Below are 13150 nucleotides of genomic sequence, written 5' to 3' on the forward strand. Positions count from 1 at the left end.
CTGCCCCGGCTGGACCGGCAGGTACTGCTGGTCAGCGACGGCCATGGGGCGTACCGCAGTTTCGCCCGCAAGCATGGTATTGCGCACCAGGCGGTGAACCTGCGTGCCGGCGTGCGGGTACGCAGCGGCGTTGCCGGCGCCATCCATGTGCAGAATGTGAACGCCTATCACCAGCGCTTCCGGCAATGGTTGAGCCGCTTCCGCGGCGTCGCTTCGCGCTACCTGCCGAACTACCTGGGCTGGCGCCGGGCGCTCGACGCTGGACGGATCACGACGGTGGAGCAATTGCTGCGTCTCGCGTTCGGAGTCATCCATAGCTAACGCTGACAGCGCCAAAAATAACACCGGGGGTCATGCCGGCTCCGCGTGCTCCACCAGCAACTGCACCTTGGTCACGCCGTTGTACTCGTTCGCATCCAGCCTGAACGCCACCCGCGCCCGCTCCGGCAGGCTGTCGGCATGTCCGAACCAGATAGCGTCATAGCGCCGGCCGTTCTTCTCGAGCAGCAGCTTGAGGTGGCGCTCCTTCAGGATGCGCTGGCTCACCACGCGGAACTCGTCGCAGAACACCGGCGGGGCGAAGCCCTGGCCCCAGACCTGGCCGTCCATCTCCTCGATGAACTGGGTGCAGTAGAACTCGTCCTCGAGCGGGCCGTCGGTCTCGATGATGCGTTCCAGCTGGGCCTCGGTCAGCCAGGCCTTGCCGACCGCCTCGAAGGCCTGCTGGAAGCTGTCGAAGTGCTCGCCGCGGATGGACAGGCCGGCCGCCATCGCGTGGCCGCCGAACTTGTCGATGAGCCCCGGCACCCGCTTGGACACCAGATCGAGCGCGTCGCGCAGGTGGAAGCCCGGGATCGAACGGCCCGATCCCTTGATCCAGCCGTCGCCCGCCGGGGCGAAGGTGATCGTCGGCCGGTAGAACTTTTCCTTCAGGCGCGAGGCGACGATGCCGATCACGCCCTGGTGCCAGCCTTCGTCGAACACGCTGATCGTGCTTGAGCCCGATGGCTCGAAGCTGTCCAGGTGGAGCAGGGCGGTGTCCTGCATCTCGGCCTCGATCTCGCGGCGCTTGAGGTTGATCTCGTTGAGCTGCTGGGCGATGGCCCAGGCGCGGCCGACGTCGTCCGTCACCAGGCATTCGATTCCGAGCGACATGTCTTCCAGGCGGCCGGCGGCATTCAGGCGCGGACCCAGCGCGAAGCCGAGGTCGAACGGCGAGGCGCAGCGTGCTTCGCGGCCCGCCACCCGGAACAGGGCGGCCACGCCGGCATGCATGCGGCCCGCGCGCATGCGCTTGATGCCCTGCGCCACCAGGATGCGATTGTTGGCGTCCAGCCTGACCACGTCGGCCACCGTGCCCAGCGCCACCAGGTCGAGCAGGCTGTCGAGCTTGGGCTGGGTCTGGGCGTCGAACACACCGCGCCGCCGCAATTCGGCGCGCAGCGCCAGCAGCACATAGAACACCACGCCGACGCCGGCCAGGTGCTTGCTGGGGAAGCCGCACTCGGGCTGGTTCGGGTTGACGATCACGCGGGCCGGCGGCAGTGCGTCGCCCGGCAGGTGGTGGTCGGTGACCACGACTTCGATGCCGCGCCGGTTCGCTTCCAACACCCCATCGATGCTGGCGATGCCGTTGTCGACCGTGATGATGATGTCGGGGGACTTTTCGCGTGCGGTGAGTTCGACGATCTCGGGCGTCAGGCCGTAGCCGTACTCGAAGCGGTTCGGGACGATGTAGTCGACCGTGGCGCCCATCATGCGCAGGCCGCGCAGGGCGACCGCGCAGGCGGTGGCGCCGTCGCAGTCGTAGTCGGCGACGATGGTCATGCGCTTGGCCGCAGCAATCGAGTCGGCCAGGAACACGGCGGCGGCGTCGATGTGACGCAAGGCCCCGGGCGGCACCAGGGCCGCCAGCTCGCTGGACAGCTCGCGCGCGTCGAGCAGGCCACGCGCCGCATAGATGCGCGCGAGGACCGGGTGCACCCCGCCCTGGCGCAGCATTTCGGACGTACGGAAGGGGCAGGGACGGGTGGTGATGCGTGTCGTGATGCTCAAAGTATGCTCAACTAAGTCGTTCCAAGGTCGGCCGGCGCCAGAATTTGCGCTGGGCCATGGCGGTCGTGGTGAATTCGGCAAGGGTCTCGCGGTTGCTCAGGACAAGCTTGAGCTGTTTCACGCGGCCCTGCACCAGCGCCGCATGCAGCGGCGCGAACAGTTTTTGTTCAAGGTGCTGTACCTGCTGCACCCAGGTGCCCCAGTCGGAGGCGATGGCGGCGTCCGCGAGAATGCCGACGACCAGCAGGCCGTCCTGCGCCAGTGCCCCGTCCAGGCTGTCCAGCGATGCGAGGGCTTCGCTGGACAGGCCGCGCACCCATCCGGGCACGCCGATGCTGGCCAACCGACCCGCGGCGCGCGGCGCATCGCTGGCGGCGCCCCACAGCCAGAAGGAATTCACGCCAGGCAGCCGGCGCGCCTCGCGCGCGGCGTTTACAGGATGGGTATGCCACAGCATCTGCACTTCGTTCTGCAGCCGGCGCAGGGGCAGGGCCTGCTTCCCGCGCGGGACGAAGTCGCTCAGGTCCATGCCCACGACCGTGTCCGGGGTGGCGGCCTCGATGCCGGTCCAGTCATCGGCGCGCAGGAACCAGGTCTGGGCATCGCCGTACAGCAGCGGATGGCCGATCTCCTCGCACAGCGGACGGGCCGCTTCATACAGGGCGCGGCTGTCAATCTCGCTTAAGCCTAGATGGCGCAGGTCGGCCATCATCGAATGGCTGCGCGCGATCTGGATATGCGCCGGGTTGACGATATACCAGGTGCCATCCGCCGGATCGAGGCCGAAGCCACGCATGGCGGCGGCGGCGAACGCCGGCAGGCCATCCTTCGACAGGCCGAGCGTCCGCGCCAGCCACTGCTCGTGCGGCAGGGCGCGTGCGGTATCGGGGGCAGCCTTGCGTTCATGGCCGCTGGTACGGGACAGCAGGGCGGCCAGCGCCGGGGTCTGCAGGGCACGGACCAGGTCGGGCGCGAATTCGGGGAGCGGCAGCAGGTGGGGCAGGACAAGCGTAATGTGCGACATACCGCTATTTTAGGGCAAATACGCTTCCAGCGAACGGTCGTGCAGCGGCCACGTCCCGCCCTCGCCACACGTGCAATGCTTTCTTTTGCGCCATAAAAGTCCGATGTCTGGCAAACTCTCGGGTTGGCAAACCAATAACGCACATTAAGCGATTTCATGAGCATCACCCACAAGCTGCCCTACGAATGGCAGGTCGGCCTGCGCTACACCCGCGCCGGCAAGCGCAGCGGGCGCAACAGCTTCATTTCCTTCATCTCGATGGCCTCGGTGGCCGGCATCGCGCTCGGCGTGGCCGCGCTGATCGTCGTGCTGTCGGTGATGAACGGCTTCCAGAAGGAGGTGACCGCGCGCATGCTGTCGGTGCTGGCCCACGTCGAGGTGTTCGACGCGCGCGGCGAGATGCCGGGCTGGCGCACCTCGATCCAGGAAGCGCTGCGCAACCCGGAAGTGCGCGCGGCCGCGCCCTTCGCCGAAACCCAGGCCATGCTGCTGAGCGACGGCGTGATGAAACCGGTGCTGCTGCGCGGGATCGACCCGGCGCAGGAAGTGAAGGTGTCGGACGTGTCGAAACACATGCGCGAAGGGCGCTTCGACAGCTTGCAGCCGGGCTCGTACAACGTGATCATCGGCCGGGCACTGGCCAAGTCGCTCGACGTCGGCGTGGGCGACCGGGTGACGCTGCTGATGGCCTCCACCCCGGCACAGGCGCAAGGGGCGGCCCAGGGCGCTCAGGGTGGATCTTTGCCGCGCACCCGGCCGCTGACCGTGAGCGGCATTTTTGAAGCCGGCCACTTCGAATTCGATTCCTCGCTGGCCTTTGCCCACATCGAGGACGCCGAGGCGCTGGCGGGCGTCTCCGCACCCGCGGGCATCCGCCTGCGCCTGGCCGACATGCAGCGGGCGCCGCGCGTGGCGAGCGAACTGCATGGCAGCATGTCGGGCGACCTGTTCATCCGCGACTGGTCCAAGGTCAACGCGATCTGGTTCGCCGCCGTGGAATCGCAGAAGCGCATGATGTTCATCATCTTGACCATGATCGTGGCGGTGGCGGCCTTCAACCTGGTGTCGACCCTGGTGATGACGGTGCGCGACAAGCAGTCCGACATCGCCATCCTGCGCACGCTGGGCGCATCGCCGCGCTCGGTCATGACCATCTTCATGGTGCAGGGCACCCTGGTCGGCGTGCTCGGCGCCGTGCTGGGCGTGAGCCTGGGCGTGGCGGTGGCGCTCAACATCGACGTCATCGTGCCTTTCATCGAGCGGCTGTTCAAGGTGCAGTTCCTGTCGCAGGAGGTCTACCTGATCAGCGAGATCCCCTCGCAGCTGCGCTGGGGCGACGTCGGCTGGATCGGCGGCGTGGCCGTGCTGCTGGCCTTCCTCGCGACCCTGTACCCGAGCTGGTCGGCGGCGCGCGTGAAGCCGGCCGAGGCGCTCCGCTACGAATGAGGATGCTCCATTTGACGATGACAATCTGGCCACGCCTGTGCCTCCTGTGGCACACTGCGGCCTCGCAACAACGACCCAGACCATGAGACTCACCCAGAACCTGCCGTATGAATGGCTGGTCGGCCTGCGCTACACGCGCGCCGGCAAGCGCAGCGGCCGCAACAGCTTCATTTCCTTCATCTCCCTGATCTCCGTGTCCGGCATCGCGCTGGGCGTGGCCGCCCTGATCATCGTCCTGTCGGTGATGAACGGCTTCCAGAAGGAAGTCACCGACCGCATGCTGTCGGTGCTGGCCCATATCGAGGTGTTCGACCGGAGCGGCAGCATGCCGGACTGGCGCGCGGCCGGGCAGGAAGCGCTGAAGAACCCGGCGGTGCGCGGGGTCGCGCCTTTCGTCGAGACCCAGGGCCTGCTGGAAGGCCAGGGCGTGATGCGCCCCTCGATCATCCGCGGCGTGCTGCCGGCGGAAGAACCCAAGGTGTCCGACGTGGCCAAACAGGTCAACCAGGGCAGCCTGGATTCGCTCAAGCCAGGCGCCTATAACATCGTGCTGGGCTACGCGCTGGCACGCGCGCTGAACGTCGGCATCGGCGACAAGGTCACCATGCTGCTGGCGCAGGGCCAGATCACCCCGGCCGGCCTGCTGCCGCGCAGCCGCAGCTTCACCGTCTCCGGCATTTTCGAGGCCGGCCACATGGACTTCGACGCGGCGCTCTCCTTCATCCACGTCGAGGATGCACAGCGCATGGAGCGCCTGCCGGCCCCGATGGGCCTGCGCCTGCGCATCGCCGACATGCACCAGGCACCTGGCGTGGCCGAGGAACTCAAGAAATCCATGCCGGGCGACCTGGAAATGCGCGACTGGTCCAAGCTCAACGCCAACTGGTTCGCCGCCGTACAGACCGAGAAGAAGATGATGTTCATCATCCTCACCCTGATCATCGCGGTGGCCGCCTTCAACCTGGTGTCCACGCTGGTGATGACGGTGACCGACAAGCAGGCCGACATCGCGATCCTGCGTACCCTGGGCGCCTCGCCGCGCTCGATCATGAAGATTTTCATGGTGCAGGGCGCGCTGGTCGGCATCATCGGCACCGTCCTGGGTGTCGGCGGCGGCGTGCTGGTGGCCCTGAACATCGACGTCATCGTCCCGTTTATCGAAGGTTTGCTGGGAGTGCAGTTCTTGTCGAAAGATATTTACCTGATCAGCGCGGTGCCCTCCGACCTGCGCTGGCCGGACGTTTTCAAGATCGGCGGCGTATCCGTGCTGCTGGCGTTTGCTGCGACCCTGTACCCGAGCTGGTCGGCGTCGCGCGTAAAACCTGCGGAGGCGCTGCGTTATGAATGATTACCCAAATACGTCAACTACCCCTGTCCTGTCCTGCGGTGGCCTGGGCAAGACCTTCAAGCAGGGCGACTACACCGTCAAGGTCCTGGACGGGATCGATTTCGCCATCTACCGCGGCGAGCGCGTGGCCATCGTCGGCGCTTCCGGCTCCGGCAAGTCGACGCTGCTGCACCTGCTGGGCGGCCTCGATACCCCGTCGACGGGCTCCGTCACCCTGCTGGGCGAGGATTTCGCGACCCTGTCCGAGACCCGCCGCGGCGAGCTGCGCAATTCCTCGCTCGGTTTTGTCTACCAGTTCCACCACCTGCTGCCGGAATTCTCGGCCCTCGACAACGTCCTGATGCCCCTGATGATCCGGCGCGAGGCGCGTGAGCCGGCATTGCGGAAGGCCGAGGCGATCCTCGGGCGCGTGGGCCTGGGCAAGCGCGTGGTGCACCGCCCCGGCGAGCTGTCCGGCGGCGAGCGCCAGCGCGTGGCCCTGGCGCGTGCGCTGGTGACCGAACCGGCCTGCGTGCTGGCGGACGAACCGACCGGTAACCTCGACCACAGCACCGCCCAGTCGATCTTCGATTTGATGCTGGAACTCTCGCGCACCCTCGGCACCGCCTTTGTCATCGTCACCCACGACATGGAGCTGGCGCGCCGCTGCGATCGCGTGTTCCGGCTGACCGAGCACGGGCTGCAGGCGGTGGAAAGCTGAACATGTGGATCGACACCCACTGCCACCTCGACGCGCATGAATTCGGCCGGCAGTCGCTGGATGTCGCGGCGCAGGCGGCTCAGGCGGGCGTGTCGATGATCGTCGCGATGGCGATCGAGCGCGGCAACTTCGGCGCCGTGGCCGAGTTGGCCGCGCAGGCGCCGAACGTCACCTATGCGCTGGGCATCCACCCGATCTATGTGCCCCAGGCCCAGGATGAAGACCTGCTGGTGCTGCGCAGCGCGGTGGAAGCGGCGATGACGGATCCGAACTTCGTCGGCGTCGGCGAGATCGGGCTGGATTTCTTCATCCCGATGCTGTGCGAACCCGCCATGCGCGAGAAGCAGGAGCGTTTCCTGCGCGAGCAGCTGCGCATCGCACGCGATTTCGGCCTGCCCGTGATGCTGCACGTGCGCCGCTCGCAGGACCAGGTATTGAAACACCTGCGGAGAATCCGTCCTCCGGCCGGGATCGCCCACGCCTTCAACGGCAGCTTCCAGCAGGCGCAGAACTTCATCGACCTGGGCTTTCACCTCGGCTTCGGCGGTGCCATGACCTTCACCCGGGCGCTGCAGATCCGGCGCCTGGCGGCCGAGCTGCCCCTCGCGGCTATCGTGCTGGAGACCGATTCTCCGGACATCGCGCCGTCCTGGGTCCACCCGGGACGCAACACGCCCGACCAGCTGCCCGGCATCGGCGCCTGCCTGGCCGAACTGCGCGGGCTCGGCGTGGACGAGGTACGCGAAGCAGTCCACCGGAACACGCTGGCGGCGATTCCGCGGCTGGCCGACTACCCGCTCGCGCTTGGTGACGGAGCAGGCTAGCCAATCCGACACTGGAAAAATAGCTAATTAGCGAAGTAGCAGTACTTGCGCCGGTGGGTAGCACCGGATGCTTGGCGGCGTCCCGCGACAGTGGCTATAAGGTTTAGTTCGTTTGCAGCGTTGAAGCACGACAAGGCTGCGCATGTTCCGTTCTGCCAAGATGCACTCTTCGCTGCCACTGCAGCACAGCCACGATGGAGAGTGATTTGGACAGCGCGAGCGAATTCCTGCGGATGCTACGGCACGAGAAGTCGCTGACCACCGCCCACCGGCCGATCCGGCTGCGCCTGGGCCATGCCGACCACCTGGCCGACGAACTGCTGCTGCCGCAGCGGGTGCAGGGCCAGGAATCGGTGTGCGGCGGTTTCGAATACGTCGTCACCTGCGTCGCCGACACGCCGCGCCTGCCGCTCAAGGAACTCATCGCGCTTCCCGCCGAACTGCAGATGGTCACCGACCGCGGCCAGCTGCGCAGCATCTGCGGCATCGTCGCCGAGGCGCGCGCCGGCGACCACGACGGCGGCCTGGCGGTCTACCAGCTGGTACTGCGCGACGCCCTGGCCGTCATGGAAAAGCGGGTCAACAGCCGCGTCTTCCGTTACCAGAACGAGCTCGAGATCGTGCAGGTCCTGTTCGACGAATGGCGCCAGTCCAACAGCGTCATGGCCAGCGCCTTCGACTACGAACTCGACCCGCTGTTCGACATGCGTCTGTACCCGCCGCGCGAACAGACCATGCAGTACAACGAATCCGACGCCGCCTTCGTGCGCCGCCTGCTCAAGCGACGCGGCATCGCCTGGACCTTCCGCCCGGGCCGCGCCCGTGCCGGCAGCACCGACCAGGACGCGGACGACAAGCCCGTCCACACGCTGGTGCTGTTTTCCGATCCCGCCTCGCTGCCGCGCAGCGCCGCCGGCAGCGTGCGCTACCACCGCATCGATGCCACCGAGGAGCGCGACACCGTCGTCTCCTGGTGCGCCGCGCGGCGCCTGCAGTCCGGCAGCCTCACGCGCCACAGCTGGGACTACCGCAACCCCACCGGTACCCAGTTCATGAGCACCACGGCGCGCAGCATGGCCGACCAGGGCCGCAGCGGCAATGCGCTGGCGGCAAGCCTGGACGACTACCTGGTCGAGATCCCGCATGCCGGCAACGACGTCGAGGACCACTGGCGGCTCGGCCAGGTGCGCATGAACCGGCACGAGTTCGACACCAAGTGCTTCCATGGCGAAGGCAGCGTGCGCGACCTGTGCGCGGGTGAATACTTCACCCTGGCCGGGCACCCGGAGATCGACACCCATCCAGAAGGCGAGCGCGATTTCGTCGTGACCGCCGTCTGGATGGAAGCCGAGAACAACCTGCCGGCCGACCTGTCGGCGCGCGTGCGCCGCCTGATGGGACCGTACACCCCGATCGATGCGATGCTGGCGCCGAACGAGCATCCGGTGGCCGGCGACGGCGTGCGGGTGCGGATGCGCTTCGATTGCGTGCGGCGCGGGATCGCGCTGGTGCCAGCCTTCGATCCGCGCATCGACCTGCCGCATCCGCAGCTGCAAAGCGCCATCGTCACCGGGCCGCCGGGCGAGGAAGTGCATTGCGACGCGCTGGGGCGGGTGAAGATCCGCTTCCCGGGCATGCGCACCACGGACCACAAGCATGCGCACGGCGCCGGCGCCTCGGATACGCCGGCCGACTCGGCCTGGGTGCGGGTGGCGTCGAACTGGGCCGGCAACGGCCCCGGCGCCAACCAGCAATGCGGCACGCTGTCGCTGCCGCGCGTCGGCAGCGAAGTCCTGGTGGCCTTCCTCGGCGGCGACCCGGACCGGCCGGTGGTCCTGTCGCAGGTCTTCAACCAGCGCGGCGAGCCGCCGGCGTTCAGCAAGGCCGGCGGCTTGCCCGGAAACCGCTACCTGTCGGGCACCCGGACCCGCGAGATCGGCGGCGCGCGCGGCAACCAGCTGCGCTTCGACGACACCCGCGGCGAGATCAGCGCCCAGTTGACCAGCGACCATGGCGCCTCTGAACTGAACCTCGGCTGGCTGACCCAGCCCAAGGCCAACGGCACGGCCGCGCCGCGCGGCGAAGGCGCCGAGCTGCGCAGCGACCATAGCGTGGCGATCCGCGGCAAGGAAGGCGTGCTCTTGAGCGCAGAGTCGGCCCCTGCCGCCGAGGGCGCGCAGCTGGCGCGCGCCGGCCTGCTCGGCCTGGCCGAGTTAATGCAAAGCATCGCCGACGAGGTGGCCAAGCTGGCGGAACAGCACACCGAGGACGAGCCGAGCGCGCAGCGCCTGGCCGACCTGTCCGACAAGCTGCGGCGCTGGGACCAGGGCTCCAACGTCGCACCGGGCGACAAGGGCGCCGAGCCGATCGTGGCCGTAACTGCCCCGGGGGGCATCATGCTGGCCAGCCAGGACAATGTCGCGCTCGGGTCCGAAACCCAGCTCGACATGGTGAGTGGCGGGGACGCGCGCACGTCCGCAGGAAAAAACATCTTCCTGCGCGCCGCGCGCGGCATCAGCGCCTTTGCCCAGGCACTGGGCGTCAAGCTGGTGGCGGGGCAGGGGAATATCCTGCTGGAGGCCCACCAGGGCAAGGTCGAGGTCAAGTCCTCGGGCAAGATCAGCCTGATCTCGGCGGAAGCGATTCATATCGAGGCACCGGTGGTCCGGATCATCTCGCAGGGCGCGCAGACGCAATGGACGGAGGGTGCGATCACGCAAGAGAGTGCCGGCGAGCACACCATCAAGGCGACCAGCCTGACCCGCGGCGGACCGGGTGGCGGCGACCCCAGCAAACCTGAGTTTGCCAAGTCAACGTTGAAGACAAACGAAAGACTTGTCCTGCGCCATCTCCAAACGCGGGAACCGATTCCATATCAAAATTACATTGCCTACCTCAGCGATGGCAGAACCATCCAGGGCACCAGCGACGAGGAAGGACGCACGGCGCTGGTGCAGAGCGATACGCTGGGGCCGGTGCGATTCGAGCTTCTTCCGTCGACTATTTAAGCTGTCGGGAACCGTCATGCGTGAACCGACCAGGCCCTTGCCTTCGCTCGTCCCTTTGCCGCACGGCGGCTGGGGAGTCGATTCGTATATGTCCTCTGCGGATTATACGATCCGTGGGCTTGGGCTCATGCCGCCGAATTCCGTTATTCCAGTCATCGTTGTTCCCGGCATCATGGGGACTAATCTGCGGGCTAAACGGAAGCCTCGCCTGGGCAGACTGCCTGATGAGCGGAACAGGAAGGTGGGGCCTGGTGAGCCGGTTTGGCGTCCACCAAACGGAACGCGTGACGGGGTGCTTGCCGCAGCCGATTGGGACAGCTTTTCTCCACAAGCCCGCCAACTGCTACTCGACCCCGCCACCTTGGAGGTGGACGATACAGGGCCCGTCATCGTACCCGACACGGATGATGGATATCGACTGAGCGAGCGTGAGGTGCGCGAACGTGGCTGGGGTGAAGTGCATGCAGATTCGTACGGAAACCTTCTCCTGGCCCTGCAGATGCGTTTGAATCAGACGTTTGAGTTCGATGACCGAAATAAAAAGCGCTTGATCAGGAAGCACTGGAAAGATGTGATGGCCTGTGATCCGCACAAATGGGGGCTGCGGGAATTTGAAGCGCTGACCGAGGCACATCTCGAAAAGCACGCCAAACACTATTTCCCGGTCTACTGCGTCGGATACTGCTGGCTAGATGATTGTGACATCTCGGCGCGAAGGTTAGAGCAACGCATCGTTTCCATTATGGATTCATGGAAGAAAGCAAAGCGCCGCTGTGACAAGGTAATTCTCGTCACGCACTCGATGGGAGGATTGGTAGCACGTGCGTGTGCAAAACGTATACCCGACCGAATTGCTGGAGTGATCCATGGAGTAATGCCTGTTTTCGGAGCTCCTGCCGCGTACCGGCGGATCGCGTATGGCACGGAAAGCACGAGTCCAAGTAATAATGCGTTTGAAAATCTGGTGGCACATGGGCTAGCTAAAGTGTTGGGGAGAACAACACAGAAGACCACGCCCGTTCTAGCAACTTCACCTGGCGCCCTGGAGCTGCTTCCAAACAGGAATTACCCGCAACCTTGGTTACACGTGCGTGTACTCAAATCCATCAGGCCAGCTGGAGCTCCAAGCTATGGAGTCAAGGACGACGCGCTTCGTTACAAGACAGTAGCGCACGAACTATTGCACTTACCCAATGGAAAAGTTGCAAATCCCTATGATTTATATCGTGACACGATTTCGTGGTATCGCCTATTTGATCCTGCGTTAGCTGATCCGGCAGGCAAATATCGCAACGTGAAGGGGGGCGTAATTGAGGCAATTGAGTCGGCCATCAATACTGCCGAGAAGTTTCATGATGCTTTGGATGGTTTTTATCACCCGAACACCTATGCATTTTATGGCGACGACCGAGATAAACTGTCCTTCGGGCAAATCGGGCTAGTTGCCCATCAACAGGGAGCATCGGCAACCCCGCTCACTGCCGCAAATATCGCGGCAGCGCGACTGGTTGGTCGTACAGCAAGCGGCCAACGCCGGATTCTCGTCGAGGGGAAAACGCAACTACAGTTTGAACCTGAAGCCCAAGAGTCCAGAGGCGATGGAACTGTTCCTCATCAATCTGGCGAGGCGGACCTTGCGAAGAAGGTAAAGCAGGTTTTTGCAACGCAAGGATTTGATCATCAAGGCTCGTACAACAACAACGAGATGGTGATGCTTACCTTGCGGCTGATCGTAAAAATCGCGCAGGAGACGCCGTGAAAAAGTGGATCCAGGATAGGCTGGCAAAAGTGCTGGCCGGGATCACTTGCGCGGGATTGATGATGACTTGGGCCGTGGGCAATGTGATGGATAGCGACGTAGCAGGTCGGCATCAGGACGAGGTAGCGCGAATGACCAAAAAAATGAAAACTGTTTGCGTAGGGCGATTCTTGATCGATCTACCCGAAGAAGCACAAATCGAGCTCGTCCGGCCTAACATCGAAGGCTTCGATATGGCGGTATTTGACGAGTCCAGCGAAGATTTCCAAAAGCGGCTTGCCGATCGCGAAACTCAGGTGAAGGCAATGCCTGACTACGCTGGAGGCAAGAGAAATCTGGAGTTCGTGCGGGAGGTCAAAACCGATCGGGGCGTTACCGGGAAGGTTTTCGCGCATAGTCGCAAAGTGACCGAAGGCACTCGCGCGCGCGGGCTCGAACTGGAACGATATCGGAACGAGGGAATTGCTGTCGAAGCGCTGCTTCACGCCGATGGTATCAGTTTTGATCTTGCCTCGGAATACTATGACCCTGACCAGATAGAAAAGCTGCCCAAGCTGGTCGCTCAACTGGCGCCGAACCCTCTGGGACAAGTGCCTCCTGAGCCGGGATTCTGTATCGAACGAGCGTACTTCCGCGACCCACTTACGGCAGCTCAGGGGGAGCAAATAATGATGTTCGCTCGTTTGCCCGATCACCCTGACGTCGAGCTTATGTTGATCTTATATAGTGGACCCCGAATTTGAGACGGTGGTTTAAGCTGTCGTCCGCGAAAGGATTACAGCGAATGAGTGAAGGTAAAAAGCGCAGGGTGCACAGCGCCGAGTTCAAGGCCAAGGTGGGGTTGGAAGCGGTGCGCGGGGTGAAGACGGTGACGGAGATCGCGCAGGAATACGGTGTGCATCCGGTGCTGGTGGGCCAGTGGAAGAAGGAGATTCTGGAGAACGCCGGCGCCCTGTTCGACGTCAAGCGTGGGCCGAAGCCGGTGG

General features: G+C 64.7%; 10 protein-coding genes and 1 pseudogene. 9 read left to right on the plus strand and 2 right to left on the minus strand.

The window, feature by feature from the left end:
• Window positions 1-321 (plus strand): annotated as a pseudogene (locus YWC_RS33450) (IS1595 family transposase); the annotation flags it as partial.
• A gap of 30 nt (window positions 322-351) precedes the next feature.
• Here YWC_RS33450 and recJ read toward each other — a convergent pair.
• Entirely contained in the window at window positions 352-2001 is a 1650-nt protein-coding gene (recJ, locus tag YWC_RS0126330) for a single-stranded-DNA-specific exonuclease RecJ (protein WP_051306781.1), read from the minus strand.
• A gap of 61 nt (window positions 2002-2062) precedes the next feature.
• Complete coding sequence (locus tag YWC_RS0126335; protein ID WP_027868029.1) at window positions 2063-3079, minus strand: hypothetical protein; 1017 nt, start codon at window positions 3077-3079, stop codon at window positions 2063-2065.
• A gap of 156 nt (window positions 3080-3235) precedes the next feature.
• On the opposite strand from YWC_RS0126335, the gene YWC_RS0126340 reads away from it, so the two are divergent.
• The 8 genes from YWC_RS0126340 to YWC_RS0126380 all read left to right on the plus strand — a co-directional run.
• Window positions 3236-4525, plus strand: a complete 1290-nt coding sequence (locus YWC_RS0126340; RefSeq protein WP_027868030.1) for a lipoprotein-releasing ABC transporter permease subunit — start codon at window positions 3236-3238, stop codon at window positions 4523-4525.
• 82 nt (window positions 4526-4607) lie between these two features.
• Window positions 4608-5873 (plus strand): lipoprotein-releasing ABC transporter permease subunit, encoded by a 1266-nt coding sequence (locus YWC_RS0126345; RefSeq protein WP_027868031.1) that lies wholly within the window; start codon window positions 4608-4610, stop codon window positions 5871-5873.
• A complete protein-coding gene (gene lolD / locus YWC_RS0126350) occupies window positions 5866-6573 on the plus strand; it encodes a lipoprotein-releasing ABC transporter ATP-binding protein LolD (RefSeq protein WP_027868032.1) in 708 nt (235 codons plus the stop codon). Before YWC_RS0126345 ends, lolD begins: the two co-directional genes overlap by 8 nt.
• Window positions 6574-6575: 2 nt before the next feature.
• Entirely contained in the window at window positions 6576-7397 is an 822-nt protein-coding gene (locus tag YWC_RS0126355) for a TatD family hydrolase (protein ID WP_027868033.1), read from the plus strand.
• 206 nt (window positions 7398-7603) lie between these two features.
• Window positions 7604-10405, plus strand: a complete 2802-nt coding sequence (locus YWC_RS0126360) for a type VI secretion system Vgr family protein (protein ID WP_027868034.1) — start codon at window positions 7604-7606, stop codon at window positions 10403-10405.
• A 16-nt stretch (window positions 10406-10421) separates the two neighbouring features.
• Entirely contained in the window at window positions 10422-12164 is a 1743-nt protein-coding gene (locus tag YWC_RS31050; RefSeq protein ID WP_036216263.1) for a lipase family alpha/beta hydrolase, read from the plus strand.
• A complete protein-coding gene (locus YWC_RS0126375) occupies window positions 12161-12907 on the plus strand; it encodes a Tli4 family immunity protein (protein ID WP_027868037.1) in 747 nt (248 codons plus the stop codon). The genes YWC_RS31050 and YWC_RS0126375 overlap by 4 nt, the downstream gene beginning before the upstream one ends.
• A 41-nt stretch (window positions 12908-12948) precedes the next feature.
• Window positions 12949-13150: IS3 family transposase (locus YWC_RS0126380; protein ID WP_027867988.1), on the plus strand; the 202-nt coding region annotated here is incomplete at its 3' end.

Source organism: Massilia alkalitolerans DSM 17462 (genome assembly GCF_000427785.1).
GTDB lineage: Bacteria > Pseudomonadota > Gammaproteobacteria > Burkholderiales > Burkholderiaceae_D > Telluria > Telluria alkalitolerans.

What these genes read in the sequence shown, in the direction of transcription:
- recJ (WP_051306781.1), bottom strand. Translation starts at nt 2,001, where the DNA reads ATGCTGCGCCAGGGCGGGGTGCACCCGGTCCTCGCGCGCATCTATGCG.
- YWC_RS0126335 (WP_027868029.1), bottom strand. Translation starts at nt 3,079, where the DNA reads ATGTCGCACATTACGCTTGTCCTGCCCCACCTGCTGCCGCTCCCCGAA.
- YWC_RS0126340 (WP_027868030.1), top strand. Translation starts at nt 3,236, where the DNA reads ATGAGCATCACCCACAAGCTGCCCTACGAATGGCAGGTCGGCCTGCGC.
- YWC_RS0126345 (WP_027868031.1), top strand. Translation starts at nt 4,608, where the DNA reads ATGAGACTCACCCAGAACCTGCCGTATGAATGGCTGGTCGGCCTGCGC.
- lolD (WP_027868032.1), top strand. Translation starts at nt 5,866, where the DNA reads ATGAATGATTACCCAAATACGTCAACTACCCCTGTCCTGTCCTGCGGT.
- YWC_RS0126355 (WP_027868033.1), top strand. Translation starts at nt 6,576, where the DNA reads ATGTGGATCGACACCCACTGCCACCTCGACGCGCATGAATTCGGCCGG.
- YWC_RS31050 (WP_036216263.1), top strand. Translation starts at nt 10,422, where the DNA reads ATGCGTGAACCGACCAGGCCCTTGCCTTCGCTCGTCCCTTTGCCGCAC.